General features: G+C 70.3%; 19 protein-coding genes. 7 read left to right on the forward strand and 12 right to left on the reverse strand.

Translation table 11 applies throughout. The annotated features are described in order from the left end of the window. Window positions 1–5 precede the first annotated feature (5 nt). Together H4W30_RS15180 and typA are read right to left on the reverse strand one after the other, a co-directional pair. A complete protein-coding gene (locus H4W30_RS15180) occupies window positions 6–1715 on the reverse strand; it encodes an ABC transporter family substrate-binding protein (RefSeq protein ID WP_192744113.1) in 1710 nt (569 codons plus the stop codon). A 590-nt stretch (window positions 1716–2305) separates the two neighbouring features. Next, window positions 2306–4228 (reverse strand): translational GTPase TypA, encoded by a 1923-nt coding sequence (gene typA, locus H4W30_RS15185; RefSeq protein WP_192743405.1) that lies wholly within the window; start codon window positions 4226–4228, stop codon window positions 2306–2308. A 194-nt stretch (window positions 4229–4422) separates the two neighbouring features. Between typA and H4W30_RS15190 the strand changes: the two genes are divergently transcribed. Then, complete coding sequence (locus H4W30_RS15190; RefSeq protein ID WP_007028942.1) at window positions 4423–4581, forward strand: hypothetical protein; 159 nt, start codon at window positions 4423–4425, stop codon at window positions 4579–4581. 7 nt (window positions 4582–4588) lie between these two features. Here H4W30_RS15190 and H4W30_RS15195 read toward each other — a convergent pair whose 3' ends face one another. Beyond that, window positions 4589–4888 carry a YciI family protein gene (locus tag H4W30_RS15195; RefSeq protein ID WP_126737471.1) on the reverse strand — a complete coding sequence of 100 codons (300 nt, stop codon included), beginning with the start codon at window positions 4886–4888 and terminating at the stop codon, window positions 4589–4591. A 278-nt stretch (window positions 4889–5166) separates the two neighbouring features. Between H4W30_RS15195 and trpS the strand changes: the two genes are divergently transcribed. Further along, window positions 5167–6132: a tryptophan--tRNA ligase gene (trpS, locus tag H4W30_RS15200; RefSeq protein ID WP_126737470.1), complete on the forward strand. Its 966-nt coding sequence runs from the start codon at window positions 5167–5169 to the stop codon at window positions 6130–6132. 51 nt (window positions 6133–6183) lie between these two features. On the opposite strand, the gene H4W30_RS15205 is transcribed toward trpS, so the two are convergent. From H4W30_RS15205 to H4W30_RS15215, 3 genes are all read right to left on the reverse strand, one after another. Beyond that, the gene (locus H4W30_RS15205) at window positions 6184–6573 is read right to left on the reverse strand and encodes a (deoxy)nucleoside triphosphate pyrophosphohydrolase (protein ID WP_192743406.1); all 390 of its coding nucleotides are present in this window, start codon (window positions 6571–6573) and stop codon (window positions 6184–6186) included. A gap of 114 nt (window positions 6574–6687) precedes the next feature. Further along, on the reverse strand, window positions 6688–8016 hold the full coding sequence (locus H4W30_RS15210; RefSeq protein ID WP_192743407.1) for an ATP-binding protein: 1329 nt from the start codon (window positions 8014–8016) through the stop codon (window positions 6688–6690). Continuing rightward, window positions 8013–8741, reverse strand: coding sequence for a response regulator transcription factor (locus tag H4W30_RS15215; protein WP_126737467.1), 729 nt, complete (start codon window positions 8739–8741; stop codon window positions 8013–8015). Before H4W30_RS15215 ends, H4W30_RS15210 begins: the two co-directional genes overlap by 4 nt. A gap of 144 nt (window positions 8742–8885) precedes the next feature. Between H4W30_RS15215 and H4W30_RS15220 the strand changes: the two genes are divergently transcribed. The 4 genes from H4W30_RS15220 to H4W30_RS15235 all read left to right on the forward strand — a co-directional run bounded on the left by H4W30_RS15220 (window position 8886) and on the right by H4W30_RS15235 (window position 12226). Next, the gene (locus H4W30_RS15220; protein ID WP_192743408.1) at window positions 8886–9971 is read left to right on the forward strand and encodes a LolA family protein; all 1086 of its coding nucleotides are present in this window, start codon (window positions 8886–8888) and stop codon (window positions 9969–9971) included. Beyond that, on the forward strand, window positions 9968–10963 hold the full coding sequence (locus H4W30_RS15225) for an ABC transporter ATP-binding protein (protein WP_125673996.1): 996 nt from the start codon (window positions 9968–9970) through the stop codon (window positions 10961–10963). The genes H4W30_RS15220 and H4W30_RS15225 overlap by 4 nt, the downstream gene beginning before the upstream one ends. Beyond that, window positions 10960–11838: an ABC transporter permease gene (locus tag H4W30_RS15230; RefSeq protein ID WP_192743409.1), complete on the forward strand. Its 879-nt coding sequence runs from the start codon at window positions 10960–10962 to the stop codon at window positions 11836–11838. The genes H4W30_RS15225 and H4W30_RS15230 overlap by 4 nt, the downstream gene beginning before the upstream one ends. Before the next feature lie 76 nt (window positions 11839–11914). After that, a complete protein-coding gene (locus H4W30_RS15235; protein WP_192743410.1) occupies window positions 11915–12226 on the forward strand; it encodes a hypothetical protein in 312 nt (103 codons plus the stop codon). A 17-nt stretch (window positions 12227–12243) separates the two neighbouring features. Here the strand turns inward: H4W30_RS15235 and H4W30_RS15240 are convergent, their stop codons facing one another. The 3 genes from H4W30_RS15240 to H4W30_RS15250 are packed head-to-tail and all read right to left on the reverse strand — an operon-like array spanning window position 12244 to window position 15946. Then, complete coding sequence (locus tag H4W30_RS15240; protein ID WP_192743411.1) at window positions 12244–13260, reverse strand: ABC transporter ATP-binding protein; 1017 nt, start codon at window positions 13258–13260, stop codon at window positions 12244–12246. After that, on the reverse strand, window positions 13260–14846 hold the full coding sequence (locus tag H4W30_RS15245) for an ABC transporter permease (RefSeq protein ID WP_192744114.1): 1587 nt from the start codon (window positions 14844–14846) through the stop codon (window positions 13260–13262). Before H4W30_RS15245 ends, H4W30_RS15240 begins: the two co-directional genes overlap by 1 nt. Window positions 14847–14893: 47 nt before the next feature. After that, window positions 14894–15946, reverse strand: coding sequence for a thiamine ABC transporter substrate-binding protein (locus H4W30_RS15250; RefSeq protein ID WP_192743412.1), 1053 nt, complete (start codon window positions 15944–15946; stop codon window positions 14894–14896). A 75-nt stretch (window positions 15947–16021) separates the two neighbouring features. Between H4W30_RS15250 and H4W30_RS15255 the strand changes: the two genes are divergently transcribed. Further along, window positions 16022–16312: a 4a-hydroxytetrahydrobiopterin dehydratase gene (locus tag H4W30_RS15255; protein WP_034305303.1), complete on the forward strand. Its 291-nt coding sequence runs from the start codon at window positions 16022–16024 to the stop codon at window positions 16310–16312. Window positions 16313–16697: 385 nt separating this feature from the next. Here H4W30_RS15255 and H4W30_RS15260 read toward each other — a convergent pair whose 3' ends face one another. From H4W30_RS15260 to H4W30_RS15270, 3 genes are read right to left on the reverse strand one after another with little or no spacing between them, the layout of a single operon-like run. Then, entirely contained in the window at window positions 16698–17036 is a 339-nt protein-coding gene (locus H4W30_RS15260; RefSeq protein ID WP_126737479.1) for a winged helix-turn-helix transcriptional regulator, read from the reverse strand. Between the two features lie 31 nt (window positions 17037–17067). Then, a complete protein-coding gene (locus tag H4W30_RS15265) occupies window positions 17068–17898 on the reverse strand; it encodes an SDR family NAD(P)-dependent oxidoreductase (RefSeq protein ID WP_192743413.1) in 831 nt (276 codons plus the stop codon). Next, complete coding sequence (locus tag H4W30_RS15270; RefSeq protein WP_192743414.1) at window positions 17895–19271, reverse strand: DHA2 family efflux MFS transporter permease subunit; 1377 nt, start codon at window positions 19269–19271, stop codon at window positions 17895–17897. Before H4W30_RS15270 ends, H4W30_RS15265 begins: the two co-directional genes overlap by 4 nt. Window positions 19272–19366: the final 95 nt, after the last annotated feature.

Genomic DNA, 19366 nt, shown 5'->3' on the forward strand with positions numbered 1-19366 from the left:
AACGGCTACTTCGGACCCCGCGTCCAGTTCACCGCGGACCCGAAAGGGCCCACCATAGGAGGACCTGCGGTTACTCCGGAAATACCAGAGCCGATGGCGAGGGTATCGGCCAGCTGGAACAACGGAATGGCAACATTCCGACGCCACAATTCCGGTTCCAGGGCCGAAAGCGTGTCGGCCACCGGGGTGGCGCCGGTCAGCGCGGAGTCGATCGAGGCCTGCAGGGCCGGATCGCAGAAGCCCAGCGGGTTCCCCGGGACGACGGCCTTGGTCTTGTCGGCGAGCTGATCGGGACGGCAGCCGAAGGTGGACGCCAGTACCGAAGCGACGTCCGCACCACCGGTGACCTGGCCGATCACCGCGATGTCGATGCCGACGTTGCCCGCGCCCTCCGGCGTCGTCTGCTGGATCCCGTCGAGCACCGGCATGGCCAGCATCGTCGAGAAGAGCTCCCTCGGCTGCGGGGCGATCGCGTTGACCTCGATCCCCGCGGCCACCAGTTGCGCCGTCAGCTCCTTGGCGATCGTCGCGTACGGCTCCTGCTTGGCGGGCGAGGCCACGACCAGCGAAAGGTTCTTCCCGTTCTTCCGCCAGGTGCCCGCTTCCTTGGTGTATCCGGCGGATTTGAGCAGTTCCTCGCCCTTGACGGGATCGGCCGCCGACGGCGGGCCGGGAGCCGGGATCGTCGGCTGGAAACCGGGCGCCGACGGGACGCGGACCTGCGCGTCGGCGCGAAGCTTGTCGGACGGGCCGCCGTCGGTCGCCTCGGTGATCAACTTGCCGCGGTCGATCAGCGCGGTGACGCCTTCGCGCACCTTGGGATCCGACAGCGTCGAGCTCACCGGCCGCAGGAGGATCTGCGCGACCGTCGGCCGCGCGACCGTGTGCAGCTGGACGGCGGAGCCGAGCTCCCCGAGCCGTTTCAGGCCGGTGCCGTCGGTCCTGGTCATCGCGAACTGGTCGTTGCCGCTGCGCAGGGCGGCCAGTGTGCCGTCCTGATCGGCCGCACGGAGCACGATCCGGTCGAGGGCGGAGGGTTTCTCCCAATAGCGCTCGTTGCGCTCCAGGGTGATCTCTCCGCGCGCGGTGTCGAGCCCCTTGATCGAGTACGGGCCGCCGACCGCCGGGAACGTCGTCGCCAGCGCGCCCCGCCACCCGTTCGGGGCGTCCTTGAGCAGATGCGCGGGCAGGAGGTTGCCGAAGAGCGTCTGCCAGCCCGGATACGGCTTGGCGAAGGTGACCTCGACCCGCTTGCCGCCTTCACGCGACTGGATGTCCGAGATCAGCCGGTAGCCGGCGGCGCCGATGACGCCCGGCTGGTCGCGCATCGCCTCGCGGAGGTAGGCGAAGTCCTCGGCGGCGATCGGCGCGCTGTCGGACCAGGAGGCGTCCGGGCGGATCGTGTACGCGACCGTGAACGGCTGCTGCGACACGACCTCGGCGGACTTCATCAGGTTCTTGTCCAGCTCGAAGCTGCCGTCGTCCTTGGGGCGGAACACCGACGGGAGCAGCAGCTGCGAAAGCGCCGACGTGACCTGGGAGGCGTCGGCGAGGTTGTGCGGGTTGTAGCCGCCGAGGACGTCGTCGACACCCACCACCACCTGCGAAGGCGTCTTCGTGGTCGACGTGCTCACCGGGGAGGCCGAGGAGCTGACCACGGGCGGGGGTGGGGTATTGCTGCAGGCGGCGAGGAGCACGGCCGCGCACGCCAGCATGGACGCCGCTGTGGTCGGTGACCGCACGCCTGGATCCTCCTGGTTTGTCCCTCGCCTCGTCGCCATAGAGCTATCACGCGCGCCATGGCCTCGGCAGCGAGATTCCCATATCGGCCCGGCCGTCGCCCGACCGGATGCCGTCCTCCTCCGGTGGACGTCCGGGAGGCCCCCGGGGTTCCTGCCCGGCCGAGGCTTTTCGGAGCCGCTCCCGGCATTCGGTTCCGCGGACCCGGAACATTCCGGAACGGCCGCCGGAATGTTCGGCACCGCACGATTGACGACCGAAACGATCGCGACCACGAGTCCAATCCGGACGCATTTAGGGTCTTTTGTTTCGCGCCCGCCCGGATCCGCGTTCCCGGGACGGCGCGCGCGGCCGCTCCGGCGCCGTTCAGTCCGGGGTGTTCCGGTGTTGTGAACACCGTCCGAAAAGGAGTTCGGCTTTCCATCGGAATTGTCGGGAAAGGACCTTTCTTTAACGAAGAACGCCCGTCCGAATACGGTGTGTGACCACTTGGGGACGGCGAAAACGCCGGAGGACGCCTACTCACGGTGAGTGAGCAGGCGCCCTCCGGCGTTCGCTTGGCGGGTCAGCCGCGGTTCTTGTTGCGGTTGCGCTCCTTGGCGCGCTGGTTGACGTCCAGCGTGACCTTGCGGATCCGGACGACGTCGGGGGCGACCTCGACGCACTCGTCGACGGAGCAGAACTCCAGCGCCTCTTCCAGGCCCATCTTGCGCGGGCGGGCCAGCGTCTCCATCACGTCGGCGGAGGACTGACGCATGTTGGTCAGCTTCTTCTCCTTGGTGATGTTGATGTCGAGGTCTTCGGCACGCGGGTTCTCGCCGACGACCATGCCCTCGTACACCTCGGCGCCCGGCTCGACGAAGAAGGTGCCGCGGTCGGCCAGCTGGATCATCGCGTACGCGGTGATCGGGCCGGAGCGGTCGGCGACCAGCGAACCGGAGTGCCGGGTGCGGATCTCGCCCGCCCACGGGAAGTACCCCTCGAACACGTGGTTCGCGATACCGGTGCCGCGGGTCTCGGTGAGGAAGTCGGTGCGGAAGCCGATCAGGCCGCGCGCCGGGAGGACGTAGTCGAGCTTGATACGGCCGGTGCCGTGCCCGCCCATGTGCTCCATGCGGCCCTTGCGGGCGGCCAGCAGCTGGGTGATGCCGCCGAGGTGCTCCTCCGGGGAGTCGATCGACAGCCGCTCGAACGGCTCGTGCAGCTTTCCGTCGATCATCTTGGTGACCACCTGCGGCTTGCCGACGGTCAGCTCGAAGCCCTCGCGGCGCATCTGCTCGACCAGGATGGCCAGCGCCAGCTCGCCACGACCCTGGACCTCCCACGTGTCGGGGCGCTCGGTCGGCAGCACCTTGATGCTGACGTTACCGATGAGCTCCTGGTCCAGGCGCGCCTTCACCAGGCGGGCGGTGACCTTGTCGCCACCGCTGCGGCCCGCCAGCGGCGAGGTGTTGACACCGATGGTCATCGAGATGGCGGGCTCGTCGACGGCGATCCGGGGCAGCGCCTCCGGGTTCTCGACGTCGGCGAGGGTGTCGCCGATGGTGATCTCCGGGATACCGGCGATGGCGACCAGCTCGCCCGCGCTCGCCTCGGTCGCCGGGACGCGGGTGAGCGCCTCGGTGACCAGCAGTTCGGAGATGCGGACGTTCTGGATGGTGCCGTCCTCGCGCATCCACGCCACCGTCTGGCCCTTGCGCAGGCTGCCGGAGTGGATGCGGATCAGCGCGATCCGGCCGAGGAAGTTGGAGGCGTCGAGGTTGGTGACCAGCGCGCGCAGCGGGCCTTCGCGGTCGGCGAAGGGCGGCGGCACGTGGCGCATCAGGGTCTCGAACAGCGGGTCGAGGTTCTCGCTCTCGGGCACCGCGCCGTCGGCGGGCTGCTCGAGGCTCGCCTTGCCCGCACGGGCGGAGGCGAAGACGACCGGCAGGTCGAGGATCGCGTCGAGGTCGGCGTCCTCGATGTCACCGGCCAGGTCGAGCAGGAGATCGTGGGTCTCTTCGACGACCTCGGAGATCCGGGCGTCGGGCCGGTCGGTCTTGTTGACGACCAGGATCACCGGCAGGCCGGCTTCGAGGGTCTTGCGCAGCACGAACCGGGTCTGCGGGAGCGGGCCCTCGCTGGCGTCGACCAGCAGCACGACCCCGTCCACCATGGACAGGCCGCGTTCGACCTCGCCGCCGAAGTCGGCGTGCCCGGGGGTGTCGATGACGTTGATCGTCACCATGCCCTCGTCGGTCTTGCGCCGGATGGAGGTGTTCTTCGCGAGGATGGTGATGCCCTTTTCCCGCTCGAGCTCCCCGGAGTCCATCACGCGATCGACGAGTTCGGCGCGTTCCTCGAAGGCGCCGGACTGCCGGAGCATCGCGTCGACGAGGGTCGTCTTGCCGTGGTCGACGTGTGCGACGATGGCGACGTTGCGCAGGTCGGGCCGGGTCTTGCCGGACGAGCGGCCGGCATCGACTGCGGTGGCGCTGGCTGCGGGCACGCGAAGGCTCCAAAGGTTTCAAGTTCGGGTGTGGTGGCCCGCGCTCGCGCGTTCGAGACACGCTGGCCGACTTTGGCCTTACGCGGACCAAACCAGGATACCTGTAGCCCGGATGTGAGCAGCCCCACGCCCCCGGATCGGTTAGGCTCACCTAACGTGTAGAGGTCGCCGACGCAGTCGGACAAGGAGCGCGAGTGGGCAAGAAACTACCCGACGACCCGCACAAACTCGTGCGCAAATGGATGAAGTCCGGCAAGGTCAAGAAGAAATGCTGCCGGTCGAAGTCGAGGTGCGGCAAATGCCCCGTCCTCGCCCTGAAAAAGGCGAAGACGAAGATCGCGAAGGCCGCTTAGAAGATCGTCAATGCACCACCGCCTCGTTGATCGCCCGCAGTTCCGGCGCGGTCCGGGTCGGCGAGAACTCGATCACCTCGTAGGCGGCCATGTGCTTGACCGAGAAGGGGTCGGTCGCGAGGATCGCGTCCAGCTTTCCCCTGGCCATGGGCTTGGTGATGATCACGCCGCCGATCCGCGGGTTACGCCTGCCGGAGGCGAGGAAGTTACCGTGCTCGTACTGTTTGGTCAGCCAGTCCGCGTGGTCCGGGAGCACGTAGTCGATTTCTTCGATGGGCGCTGTGTAGGTCAGCAGGACGACAAACATGAGATGAAGGTAGACCCGCGTCGCCAATATGACGGGTGTACTGCCCCGGCTGATATGAAGTGTTGACACGCTGTGCCCGGAATGAGTGATCCGCCTCTGCTTTTCCGGCTGCGGTACGATCGTCGGCATGCGCGCGCAGAACGCCCAGTGGTGGCCGCCCTCCGGCGGCCCCGAAGTCCTGCGCTGAACCAGACGAGCGCACCACCAGGCCGCCCCACCGGGCGGCCTTTTTCGTGCCCGGACCCTGGGGCGGCCCGAATCCGGAAGGAAGAAGGCAGATGATCAGGTTGTCCGGGATCACCCCGTCCGGCCACGTCCACGTCGGGAACCACCTGGGGGCCATCCGGCGGTGGGCCGACGAGGGCGGGCCGGACGACCTGTACTTCGTCTCCGACCTGCACGCCATGACGAACTCGCACAATCCGGCGAAGCTGCGTTCGATGGCGTCGGAGCAGCTGGCCGTGCTGATCGCGGCCGGGATCGAGCCGGACCGCGTGTTCGTGCAATCGGACATCGCCCGCGAGCTGGGCGCCCTCAACTGGGTCCTGGAGTGCACCTGCAACTACGGCGAGGCCGCCAGGATGATCCAGTTCAAGGAGAAGTCGAAGGGCCGGGCCGGGGTGCGGCTGTCCCTGCTGACCTATCCGGTGCTGATGGCGGCGGACATCCTGCTGCAGGGCGCGGACGAGGTCCCGGTCGGCGAGGACCAGCGGCAGCACGTCGAGCTGGCGCGGACGCTGGCGAAGCGGTTCAACTCCACCTACGGCGACGTGTTCACCATGCCGAAGGCGGTGCTTCCGCCCGCCGGCGCGCGGGTCATGGACCTCGCCGAGCCGACGCGGAAGATGTCGAAGTCGACGAAGGAAGAGGCCGGAGTGGTCTTCGTCCTCGACGAGCCCGACCAGGTCCGCCGGAAGGTCAAGCGCGCGAAGACCGACGGCGGGTCGAAACCGGCCTACGCGCCGGAGAGCAGGCCGGGGATGGCGAACCTGCTGGACATCCTCGCGGCGTGCACCGGGGAGAAGCCCGAAGTCCTCGCGGACCGGTTCGACTCCTACGGCCAGGTCAAGGAGGCCGTCGCCGAGGCGCTGATCGAGGAGCTGCGGCCGGTCCGGGAAGGCGCTTTGGCGCTGCTGAGCGATCCCGGCGAGCTGGAGCGGGTGCGCAAGGCGGGCGCCGTCCGGGCGGCGGAACGGGGTGAGCACCGGTTGCAGTCCGCGCTGCGGCTCATCGGCGCCGGCTGAAGAGGTCCGTGAAGGCCTCCTTCCCTACTTCGAGGGTAGGGAAGGAGGCCTTCACGGACTTGCGATCAGGGTGTGCAGGGCCGGTAGGAGGATCCGGTCGGCGGGCAGCCAGTCGAGGTCGTCGAGTTCGTGCGGGGCGATCCACCGGACGTCCTCGTGCTCCACGGCTCGCGGCTCGTCCCCCGCGCTGACCAGCGTCGCGGCGTAGATCCGCAGCACCTTGCCCTTCGGCAACGGCACGTCTTCGCCGACCCGGCCCGCGACCGTCACGGCGACGTCCAGCTCCTCCAGGCACTCCCGCGCCAAGGCGGCTTCGTCGCTTTCGCCGTCCTCGACCCGTCCGCCCGGCAGTTCCCATTGCCCGGCGTGGTCGGCGGGCCAAGCCCGCTGCTGCGCCAGCAGCTGTCCGTTCCGCACGATGGCGGCGCCCACGATCACCACGCGCTCACCCTACGACCGCGCGCGCCGCTCGCGGACGGCGGTTTCGCGTGATCAGACGGACGACACGCGTGATCAGACGGACGACACTGCCGAGGGCCGGGCGAACAGCAGCACCTACTGAGGCCGCGCCGCCTGCCACACGACCTGGAATCGCGCCCCGCCATCGGGTGACTCGCCGACACGGACCCGGCCCCCGCGGCGCCGGACGGCCTCCGCGACCATCGCCAGCCCCAGCCCGGTGCCGCCGGAGGATCTCGCCCGCGAATCGGACACCCGGTAGAACCGGTCGAACACCCGCTCCCGGTGCTCGGGCGCGATCCCCGGCCCGTCGTCGTCGACCACCACCCGCACGGTGGACCGCGCCGCGAGCACCGACACCACGATCTGGCCCCGCGCGTACCGGCAGGCGTTGCGCAGCAGGTTGCTCAGCACCAGCTCGACCTCGGCGTGCGTGGCCAGCGCCCACGCCGCCCCGACCGTGCCGCTCACCCGGATCTCCGGCGCACCGGCGGGCATCCGCGCGACCGCGGCCCGCACCTCGCTCACGAGCTCGACGGGTTCCGCGGGCGGCACCTCCCCCGCGTCCGACCTCGCCAGCGCCAGCAGCCCGTCGAGCAGCGCGGAGAGCCGCTCCGCCTCCTCCAGGATGTCCGAAAGGGTCTCCTGCGAGAGGTCGGGATCGGGATTGGCGACCGCGACCTCGGCCTGCACGCGGATCGACGCGACCGGAGACCGGAGCTCGTGCGCGGCGTCCCCGGTGAACCGGCGAAGCCGTTCGGCGCCTTCCTCCTGCCTGGCCAGCAACGCGTTGAACTCTTCGGCCAGCGCGCGGAGCTCGTCGTGCGAATCCGGGAGCGGCAGCCGCGCGCCCTGCGGGAGCGCCCGTACCGATCCGCGCATCCGCGCGACCGGCCGCAGGGCAAACCGCACCAGCAGCCACGTCGCGATCCCGGCGCCCACCGCGCCGACGGACGCGACCACGAACAGCCACAGCCCACCGGAGTGCACGGCGGTCGCGAAGCCGACCAGGCCCGCGCCCGCGACGACGAGTCGTTGCTGTCCGTCGGGGGCGGTGACCACGGTGCCCGCCCAGCGCCAGCTGTGCTCGCCGCCGGTCGTGACCGGCTCGCCCGCCTTCAGCGCGCGGACTTCGGACGGGCCGAGATTCGCGGGCGGGAGGCCGTCCACCGGGCCGCCGCCGGTGTCGAGGACGCGGACGGTGACCGCCGATCCCGACGGCGTCCGCCCCGCGGCGACGTCGGCCTTCGCGGTTTCCAGCTGGGCGCTCAGCTCGTCGTCGACCGAGCCGATCAGCAGCGGCTGGAGGTTGTCCCCCGCGACCGCCGCCAGCCCGAGCAGGAAGCCGAGCGTGACCGTGGCCGTGAGCAGGGTGATCCGGACCTCCAGCGATCGGCGGCGCCACCAAGACGGCGAGCCGATCACCCCTGTCCCGCCGGGGCGATCACTTCGTCGAGCTGCGGGTCCGACGCCAGATAACCGTGCCCGCGCACGGTGCGGACCAGCGCGCCCGCACCGACCGCGTCGAGTTTGCGGCGCACGTAACCGACGTAGACCTCGACGACGTTCCGGGTCGCGGCCTGTTCGTCACCCCAGACGGCGCGCAGCAGCTCGTCCTTGGTGACGACCGTTCCCGCCCGGCCGGCCAGCACCTCCAGCAGCGCGAACTCGCGGGGGCTGAACGCCACTTCGACGCCGTCGTAGCGGACCTGCCGCAGGCTCCGGTCGACTTCGAGCGCGCCGATGCGCAGCGGCCCGCGGATGGCGTCCGGCGAGGCGCGCCGCAATACCGCGCGCACCTGCGCGACCAGGACGACGAACGAGAACGGTTTGACGAGGTAGCCGTCGGCGCCGAGGTCGAGGCCGTCCGCCTGGTCGACCTCGCCGTCCTTGGCGGAGATCATCAGCACCGGTGTGGTGACGCCGAGCGCGCGGAGGCGTTCGAGCACGCGGTAACCGGAAAGCCCCGGGAGCATGATGTCGAGCAGGACGACGTCGAAGGAGCCCGTCTGCGCGAGCCGCAGGCCACTGGGCCCGTCGGCCGCCGTGACCACGTCCATGTCCTCGGCGCGCAGCCCCCGCTGCAACGCCTTGCGCACGCCGGGCTCGTCGTCGACCACCAGTACTCGAGGTTTCACGTCCCTCATCATTCACGCTTCGACCAGCTCACGCGCGACCTCTCAGCGCCATCTCAGCTCCGGCGGCGGAGTCTGAGTGGTGTCTCAGCGTTTCCGGGGAAGCGTTGTCGCCAAGACCCGAGCACACTGGGGTTCGGGGAAACAGGGAGAGACAGCATGGATCCGAAGAGGAAGGCCATCACCGCGGCGGTGGTGGGGACGGCTCTCGGCGTCGGCGGGCTCGTCGTCGTCGCGATGCCGGCCACCGCGGGCGACGCGCCCGTCTTGCCGCAGATCAGCGCCGAAGAGCTGGTGCAGTCGACGCTCAACGCGAAGCCGTCGGCGTTCGACGGGAAGGTCAAGGTCAGCAACGACCTCGGCCTGCCGCAGGTCGGCGGCGCCCTGCCCGGTGTCTCGGCGCTCGACGTCGACTCGGCGCAGGTGTCGACCGACGGCGCGGGCAAGAGCAAGATCTCGCTCACCGAGGGCTCCAGCCAGCAGACCATCGTCCGGAACGGCCAGACCGTCTGGGAGTACAACTCCAAGGACAACTCGGCCACCAAGATCACCGTCCCGGCCGAGCTGGCCAAGGAGCACCAGAACAAGGGCGAGGCCGTCGACCCGGCCACGGTCGCCTCCGAACTGCTCGGCAAGGTGCGCGAAAGCAGCACGATCGCCGTCGACGGGACGGCCTCGGTGGCGAACCGGGCGGCGTACGAACTGGTGCTGACCCCGAAGCCGACCGAGCGGACGCTCCTGCGTGAGATCCGCGTCGCGATCGACGACCAGACCCGGATGCCGCTGCGGGTCACGGTGCTGGCCAACGGCACCTCCGCCCCGGCGTTCGAGGCCTCGTTCAGCGAGATCAACTTCGCGGCCCAGCCCGCGTCGAACTTCGAATTCACCCCGCCCAAGGGCGCGAAGGTGACCGAGAAGGCCCCCGAGATCGAGCCGAAGGACCGTGAGCTGGCCGAGCGGGCGAAGTCCGAGATCAAGGTCGTCGGCGACGGCTGGGACACCGCGATCACCGGCAAGATCCCGGCCGACGCGCTGGCGAAGGCAGGCGAGGCCAAGGACGAGCAGGGCCGTCAGGTCGACCCGAAGGCGCTGCTCACGCGGTTCGCCAAGCCGGTCAGCGGTGCCTGGGGCAGCGGCTGGCTGGTGACCACCAAGGTCGGCACCGGCGTGCTGACCGACGACGGCCGCTACGCCGCCGGCGCGGTGCCGGAGCAGGTCCTCTTCGAGGCTTTGGCCGCGAAGTGACCACCACGTTCGAAGCCGGGGCGGACGCTTCCCAGGAGGCGTCCGCTCCGGCGGTACCCATGGCGGCCCGCACCAGGGGCCTGCGCAAGGTCTACGGCCGCACGGTGGCCGTGGACCACGTCGATCTCGACGTTCCCGAAGGCGCCGTGCTGGGGATGCTCGGCCCCAACGGTTCGGGCAAGACGACGACCATCCGGATGCTGCTCGGTCTCGTGCGGCCCACCGAGGGCGAGGTCGAACTCTTCGGCAAACGGATGCCCGACGAGGCGGCGCACGCGTTGCCCGACGTCGGCGCGCTCGTCGAAGGGCCGGGTTTCCACCCTTTTCTCTCCGGGCGGGAAAACCTGCTGCGTGTGGCCGCCGCCGAACCGCGGCTGGCCTCGGCGGGGATCCCCGGCGCGGTCGACGCGGCCCTTGAACGGGTCGGCCTGACCGGCGCCGCCACCCGGCGCTACAAGGGTTATTCGCTGGGGATGAAGCAGCGGATGGGCCTGGCGAGCGCGCTGCTCGTGCCGAGGCGGATGGTCGTGCTCGACGAGCCGACGAACGGCCTCGACCCGGCGGGCACCAGGGAGATCCGCCGGATCATCGGCGAACTGCACGCCGACGGCGTCACGGTGCTGGTGTCGTCGCATCTGCTGGCCGAGGTCGAGGCGACCTGCACGCACGTCGCGGTGCTCCAGTCCGGGAACGTGATCGCCCAGGGCGAGCTCTCGGAACTGCTGGAGTCGGGGAACGCGGCGCTGCTGGTGCGGACGCCGGACGCCGAACTCGCGGTGGAGACGTTGCGGGAGAACAGGATCGGCAGCAGGCTCACGCCGGACGGCGTCCGCGTCGACCTGACCGCCGCCGAAGCCCCCGAGGTGCTCCGTCAGCTGGTGACGGCCGGGGTGGCCGTGCACGAGGCAGCGCGGGCGCGGACCGGGCTCGAAGACCTGTTCGCCCGGCTGACCCAGCCGGAGTCCACTGTAGACGGTGAGGGGGAGTCGTGACCCACGCTCTGGCCGCGGCACCCGCGGCACGGACCGGGCAGGACAGTGTCGGGCTGCTCCGGTTGTACCGGGCCGAACTGCGCTGGATCTTCCGGCGGCCGCGCACGCTCGCCGTACTGGGTCTGCTCGCGTTGATCCCGGTGATCATCGGCGTCGCGCTGACGCTCGTCGACCCGACGGAGACGAACGGCGGCGGTGGGGGTGGCGACGGCGCCTTGCTCGCCTCCGCTGTCAACAATGGCTTCATTCTTCCGGTCGCGGCCCTGACCATGACGCTGGGACTGCTGCTCCCCCTCGCTTCGGCGATGGCCGGGGCGGACGCGATCGCCGGCGAGGCGGCCCACGGGACGCTGCGCGGCTGGCTGATCGCGCCGGTCGGCCGGGGCAGGCTGCTCGCGATCAAGGCGTTCGGCGTCGCGACGGTTTCGACGATCGCCGTACTGGCCATGACGTTCACCGGTTTCGTCACCGGCCTGGTCATCAGCGGCACCGACTCGATGTTCACCCTCACCGGCTCGACGCTGAGCGCCTGGGACGCGCTGGGCCGTGTCCTGCTCGTGGCCGCGTGGGTGGTCCTGCAGTTGTGGGCGGTCGGCGCGGTCGCGCTGGCGATCTCGGCGTTCACCGAACATCCGATGCTGGTCGTCGCCTCGGTGCTGGCCGGGACGATCGTGTTCACCATCCTCGGTTTCCTGGACGCGGTCTCGTGGCTGCACCCTTTCCTGCTCAACGAGAACTGGACGCAGGCGCCCGCTTCGGTGCTGATGGACCCGGTGGACACCGCGATGCTCGGCGAGGGCGCGCTGCGCGCCGCTTGCTACATCGCCATCGGGCTCTCGATCGCCTACGCGCGCCTGACCACCCGGGACGGCTGACCTCGCAAGTCCGTGAAGGCCTCCTTACCTAGTGAAGGAGGCCTTCACGGCGTCGAGGAGCGGTAAAGTCGTGGCCATGTTCGAGGTGGGGGCCGTCCGATGGACCGGCGCGGGCTGTCTGGTGGGGCCGCTGCTCCTGCTCGGGCTCATCGTCGGCGCCGTGTTCCAGGAGGTCTTCGACGGGCGGCAGGTGATCACCGACATCGCCTGGGTGGCGGGTTTCGTGCTCAGCGCGATCCTGATCAGGGTGATCGGCCGCAGGCTGAACAGGTACGGCACCGCGCACACTCTCTACGACTCGCCGATGGAGGGATACGCGTGGCTCGCGATCGCCTGCGCCGCCCTGACCCTCGGCCTGGTCCTGCTGATCCGGTTCGTCGCCGTCTGATCTCCGCGTTCAGAGGACTAAACGCGTAGTTGGGCGACGCCGTCCGGGTCCAGCGCGAGCCGCACGGTGTCGCCGGGGCGCAGATCGGCCGTGACCGGCGCGACGGCGTCCACAGTGGACAGATCGCCGCCGGGGGCGACCACGAGCCGCACGTGCTCCCGCCGGTGAACCACGGCGACGACCTCGCCCTCGACACCCTCCGAGGCGACCCGCAGGCCGTGCGGCCTCAGCCCCAGCCGCACCGCGCCGTCCTCGACGTCGGGCAGCGTGACGTCGCCGAGCACGGTCCGCACCGTCCCGCCCGACGCCTCGCCGTCGACGAAGGTGGTCACGCCGAGGAACCGTGCGACGTCCTCGTCCACCGGCTGCCGCCAGACGCGGCGCACCGCGCCCTCCTGCCGGATCTCCCCATCGTCGAGCACGGCGACCCGGTCGGCGAGTGTGAACGCCTCCTCCTGATCGTGCGTGACGAGCAGCGCGGTGATCTTGCTGCGCCGCAGCAGGGCCGCGAGGTCGATCGCCAGCTGTTCCCGCAGCCCGGCGTCCAAACCGGACAGTGGCTCGTCCAGCAGCAGCAACCGCGGTTCCGGTGCCAGCGCGCGGGCCAGCGCCACCCGCTGCGCCTGCCCGCCGGACAGCTCGGTCACCCTCCGCCGCTCGTAACCGGCCAGCCCGACGAGATCGAGCAGCGCCCGGATCCGTTCGGCGTGCTCGGCGCGGGGGACGTCGTGCATCCGCAGCCCGAACGCGATGTTGGCGGCGACGTCCTTGTGCGGGAACAACTGCCCGTCCTGGAACACCAGCCCGAACTCCCGCCGGTGCACCGGGACACCGGAGAGGTCCTCGCCGTCCCACCGCACGGTGCCCGACGTCAGCGGCTCCAGCCCGGTGATCGCCCGCAGCAGCGTCGACTTCCCCGAACCGGACGGGCCCAGCAGGGCCAGCACCTCGCCGTCGGCGATGTCCAGCCTGGCGTCCTTCACGGCCGCGAAGGATCCATAGTGGACGGTCAAGTCCCGTACCGACAGCGACACTAGAACTCCCCTACCGAATTCTGCCCGCGGACCGCGCCGAACCGGTCGATCAGCACCACCGCCACCACGGTCACGATCATGAGCAGCGCACAGGCCGCGTAGGCCATCTGATTGTTCAGCTCCCCCGGCCGCGAGATCAGCGTCGCCACGGCGACCGGCAACGTCGGCGCGTCCGGCCTGGCCAGGAAGCTCGTCGCGCCGAATTCGCCGAGCGCGACCACGTACCCGAAACCGGCCGCCGCGACCAGAGAACGCGCCGTCAGCGGGAGATCGATCTCGCGCCACACCCGGCCGGGGCTCGCGCCGAGGGTCGACGCTGCCTGCCTCAGCCGGATATCGACCGACCGCAGCACCGGCAGCACCATCCGCACGATCAGCGGGATGATCACCAGCGCCTGCGCGAGCGGCACCAGCAGCGGCGACGTCCGCAGGTCGCCCGGCAGCGCGTCGAGCGTGACGAGATAGCCGAAACCGACGGTCACCGCGGACACGCCCAGCGGCAGCATGAGCGCGGCGTCCATCGTCTCGCCCATGCCCCTGGCCAGCCTGCCCGGGGTGCGGCGCAACGCCACCAGCACGACCGAGGCCAGTACGCCGACGATCATCGCGAGCGTCGTCGCGTCGAACGCCGTCCGCAGCGACATCGACGCCGCGTCCCAGCCCGAGACCTGGAGCGCGCCGCTGGTCCCCTGCCCGGCGAGTGCCGCGTACCCGGCAAGGCTGAAACCGTCCGAATCAGACCCAGTGGACACGGACTCGACCAGCAACGCCACGATCGGCGTCATCAGGAGCGCGACCACCGCGAGCCCGGCGGACACCGCCCACCACTCGCCACCCCTCGGCCGCCGCGCCGTCTCGCTCCGCGATCGGAGGCGGACCGCGTTCTCCCGGCGCCGCCTGGCCAGCGCGCCGACGACCAGCGCGGCGACGACGGCGGCGAACTGCACCAGCGACAACGCGGCCGCGCCGGAGAGGTCGAGCAGTTCGACCGTGCGCAGGTAGATCTCGGTCTCCAGGGTGCGGTACTTCGCCCCGCCGAGGATGAGCACGACCCCGAAACTGGTGGCGCAGAACAGGAACACCACCGCGGCCGAGGACGCGACGGCCGGGGCGAGCGCGGGCAGCGTCACCGAGCGGAAGGCACGCCACGGCGACGCGCCGAGTGCCCGCGCCGCGTCCACGGTGCGCGGATCGAGATGGCTCCACAGCCCGGAGACCGTGCGCGCGACGACGGCCACGTTGAAGAAGGCGTTCGCCAGCACCAGCGGTAGCAGCCCGCCGTCGGGCCAGAGCGCGCGGAACGCCAGGCCGACCACGACCGTCGGCAGCACGAACGGCACCAGCACGAGCGTCCGGACCAGCGAGACGCCGGGCAGCCGCACCCGCGCGAGCAGGAACGCCACCGGCAGGCCCGCCAGCACCGCCACGATCGTCGAGACCCCGGCACTGGCGACGGTGAATCCGGCGAGTTCCCAGGTCAGCGGGTCGCCGATGGCCGTGCCGACCCCGCCGGAGCCGAAGCCGCGCGCGACGATCGCCGCGACCGGCCAGGCGAAGAACACCACGAGGAAACCGAGCGGCAGCACGGCGAGCGCCGCCAGCCCGGCTCCGCGGAAAGTCGGCCTGGTGGTGCTCAGCCTTCGAGTAGCGTGCGCCACTGCGCGATCCACTGCTCGCGCCCGGCCTGGATCTTGGCCGGTTCGAGCGTCTTCGGCTGCTGCGGCTGCGGCGCGGCCTGCGCCCAGCCCTGCGGGAGCTCGACGCCCTGACGGGCCGGGTACACGTACATGTTGCTCGCCACCGTCACCTGGAACTGCTGGGACAGCAGGAAGTCCACGACCTTGCGGGCCTTCTCGACCTGCTTGCCGCCCTTCAGCACCCCCGCGTACTCGACCTGGCGGTAACAGGTGTCCAGCAGCGCCTTCGTGCGCGGCTTGCCGTCGTCGCCGATCTCGGCGGCGGGCGAAGAGGCGTAGGAGACGACGATCGGGCGCGGGCCCTTGCCCGAGGAACCGGAGAATTCCTTTTGGTAGGCCTCTTCCCAGCCGCTGACCACCTTGAGACCGTTGGCCTTCAGCTGGGTCCAGTACCCCTGCCAGCCCTGCTCGCCGAACTGGGCGACGGTGCCGAGCAGGAACGCCAGGCCGGGCGAGGACGTCGCGGCGCTCTCGGCGACCATCAGGTCCTTGTACTTGGCGTCGGCCAGGTCCGCGAACGACTTCGGCTCCGGGAGCCCCTTGTCCGCGAAGTACCGGGTGTCGATGTTGACGCAGACGTCGCCGAGGTCGACCGCGGAGAGCCGGTGCTCGGGGTCGACGGAGTAGCGCTGCGGGCCGCGATCGGCCTCCGGGCTGGTGTACTGCTCGAAAACGCCCTCGGTGAGCGCGCGCGAGGCGAACGTCGAGTCGATGCCGTACGCGACGTCCCCGATCGGGTTCGCCTTCGTCAGCACCAGTTTGTTGGTCAGCGCGCCCGCGTCCCCCTGCTTGAGCACGGAGATCTTGATCCCGGACTGCCGCTCGAACGCGTCGAGGACCTCCTGCGGGGCGAGCCACGAGTCGTGTGTCACGAGCGTGACCGTCGCCGGCGCCTGCGGGTCGTTCCCCGTGTTCCCGGAGAGCGAGCAGCCCGCGACGAGGGCGGCCACCGTGCCAGCCGCAACGACCGTGCGGAGGGCGCGTTTCATCTAGCCTCCTGCGTTCTTCAAGGGGGGACCCGTGGCAAACGTGCAGCGTAGCCGACGGCGTACCACCATGGAGTCATGGCGGAAATCTTGAACGACCGGCAGGCCGACGAAGCCGTGACCAAGCTCTCCGGGTGGACCCGTGACGGCGTGACGATCGAGCGGACGGCGAAGCTGCCGAGTTTCCCGAAGGCCATCGAGGCGGTGGACAAGGTGGCCGAACTGGCGGAGGCGGCCGACCACCATCCCGACATCGACATCCGCTGGCGGACGGTGACGTTCCGGCTCAGCACGCACTCCGCCGGCGGGCTGACGGAGAAGGACTTCTCCCTTGCATCGCAGATCGACGGGGTACTCGACGGCATGTGACGTCCGCTACGACCGCGCCACAACTCCGCTTCTCGGACGTCACCCCGATAGGGACACAACGAGAAAGGACGAGTGATGACGCAAGCGATCGTGGTGGGGTTCTCGGCGTTCGGCGCGATGGTGGCGGCCGCCGCCGGAGTGCTCTGGTACACGGCGCGCGATCGGCATCACCAGCACGATCAGTGACGTTGATCACACCGGCGTCCGGCAGGTAACGCGGAGCCTGATCAACGCGCTGTTCCCGGCGGACCTGTCGCTTCTCGCCCCCGGGGAACCGCCGTGAACAACGTCTCCATCACCGCCGCCCAGCGCGCCTGGGTGACCACCTTCTCCGCCGCCATCACGCTGCTGACGATCGTCGTGCTCGGCCTGCTGGGCTAGTCCTTCAGCCCGAGTAGGCCTCGCGGGCGGCGACCAGCTCCGGAAGGTGCTTCGCCGCCCACTCACGGCATGCCTCCATCGGCTCGAACAACGTCCGGCCGAGCGAGGTGAGCTCGTACTCCACCCGCGGCGGTGTCTCGTCGTACGCCGTCCGCGTGATCATGCCGTCGCGCTCCAGAGCCCTCAAGGTCTCCGTGAGGACCTTCGGCGTGACTCCCCGCAACGGCACCCGCAGTTCGGAGAACCGGCGCGGCCCTTCTTCCAGGCACTGCACGACCAGGCCCGCCCACTTGTCGCCGATCCGGAACGGGGTCAGGTTCGACGGGCAACCGGGCGCGAACATGTCGGGACTCAACGGCTTCACCCGTTCGAAGTTACCCGTGCGTCCCCCTCCGCCGTCGTTCGTCGGCCAGCAACCCGCGAGTGACCTCGGCCAGCCGATTCGCCGCCGCGGGTTCGAATCCTGGGCCGGTCGCCGCGATCCGCCGCCCTTCCACGAACGCGCTGAGCGGCTCCGGGGGTGGGTCGTCGATCCGCGCGATGATCGGCACGATGCCTTCCTCGACGGGTTTCCCGTATCTCTTCAACGCTTGGACGTGGGCAGCGGTCGCCGTGTCGTACTCCCCGGAGAAGCTCGTCGAGACACCGCCGGGGTTGAGCAGCACGGTCGAGATCCCGCTCGCGGCGTGTTCGGCGGCGAACGCGACGCCGAGCAGGTCGTTGGCCCGTCCCGCCTGCATTTGCGCGGCGACACCGTCATAGCCCCGCGTCAGCGAAAGGTCGTGCCAGCGGATCTCGGGCTTGGTCACCCCCGGACCGGACACGTTGACGACGACGGGCCGTTCGGCCCGGCTCAAGGCGGCGGCGAGTCCGTGGCTGAGCAGATAACGACTGAGGTACTCCAGCGCGAAGGTGCTTTCGATGCCTTCGGCCGTCTCGGCCCTGGTCGAACGGAAGTGGCGGGCGCACAGCACCAGCGCGTCCACGACCGGGAACGTCGTGGTGATCCGTTCGACGACCTCACGGTTGCGTGCGATGAGGCCGAGATCCGCCTGGATGAACGTCGCGCGGCCCGCTTCGCCGAACACCGCGCCTTTCGCCGCGTCCCGGCCGAGCACGACGACGGTGTCGCCCCGGCCGAGGTACTCCATCGCGAGGGCCTTGCCCATCCCGTCGGTACCGCCGGAGATCACGATCGTCTTCACCGGTCACCCCTGCCCGGCAGGCGCGCGGCGGCGGCGAGCAGGACGACCATGGTGCCCGCGACGAACCAGTACACGGCGTGCAGACCCGCGACCGGGCCGGTCGTGGTGGCGAGGATCAACGCGACCACGGCGACACCGATCGAACCACCGAGCTGGTTGAGCATGTAGAGCACCGAACTTCCCTGTGGCACCAGAGGTCCCGGCAGCGTGCGATACACCGCCCCCATCGCGGGCGGGCCGACGAAACCGAGTCCGGTGCCGAGGGCCAGCCCGGCGAGCACGACCGCCGCGTCACCGGTCCCCGCGTCGAACGTGGTGAAGAGGACCGCGCTCAGGGCGGCTACGAGACCGCCCGCCAGCGCCAGGTTGCGTGAACCCACCCGGTCACTGACTCGTCCCGCCAGCGGGGCGGCGACCGCGGCCCCGACGCCCAGCGGCGCGACGAGCAGCCCGGCCGCGAGCGCCCCGTGGCCCCCGGCCTGCTGGAAGTACAGCGGGAGCACGATCAGGCTCGCGAACATCGCCAGCCCGGTCAGCGCCATGACGGTCACACTCGCGGCGAACCCGCGACGGGCGAACAGCCGGACGTCGACCAGGGGCGCCTCACCGCGCAGTGCGTGAACCAGGTAGCCGGCCAGCAAGAGAACGCCGGCCACCAGCGGGACGAGCACCGGCGAGGAGTGAAGGTCCGCTCCGTTCGCGGCCTGGGACAGCACCAGGAGCAGGCCCGCGAAACCCGGCCCGAGCAGGGCGACACCGAGGATGTCGAGCCGTGCCCGCCGCTCGGCAGGAGGATCCGCGGGCATGACGCGCACCGCGAGCAGCACCGCCAGCGCGCCGAGCGGCACGCAGAGCAGGAACATCCACCGCCAGCCGAGACCCTGCAGTATCACGCCACCGAGTACCGGACCAAGCACGGGACCGAGCGAGAGCACGGCGGCCATCAGCCCCATCACGCGGCCCGCGCGCCGCGGCCCGGCGGCGCGGGCGAGGAGAGTGAGCACGAGCGGATCGAGGATGCCCGCGCCGATCCCCTGCAGCACGCGGAAGGCGATCAGGCTTTCGACGTCCCACGCCAGCCCGCACCCGAGCGAACCGGCGAGGAAGACGCCGAGCCCGGCGAGCCACATCCGCCTGCCGCCGAAGGCCTCACCCGCCCAGCCGGTCACCGGGATGGTGACGGTGACCGCGAGCAGGAACCCGGTCGAAACCCAGCCCACGGTGCCCAGCGAGGCTTCGAAGTCCTCGGCGAGGTCGCGGATCCCGACGGCGACCATCGTGCTGTTCAGGATGCCCAGCGCCCCGCCGAGCAGGATCACGCCGATCAGCAGCCGCAGCGCGGAGCCCAGCCGATCGTCCCGGGTGATTGTCATGCTCTTCCTCTCGAATCAGACTCATCAGTCTGGTTTTCCAGACCGGCGAGTCCGAGACTAGCAGGTCTGCTTGGCCAGACTGGCGAGTCTGGTTA

Origin of the sequence: Amycolatopsis roodepoortensis (assembly GCF_014873915.1) — a bacterium.
In the GTDB taxonomy this organism is placed as follows: Bacteria; Actinomycetota; Actinomycetes; order Mycobacteriales; family Pseudonocardiaceae; genus Amycolatopsis; species Amycolatopsis roodepoortensis.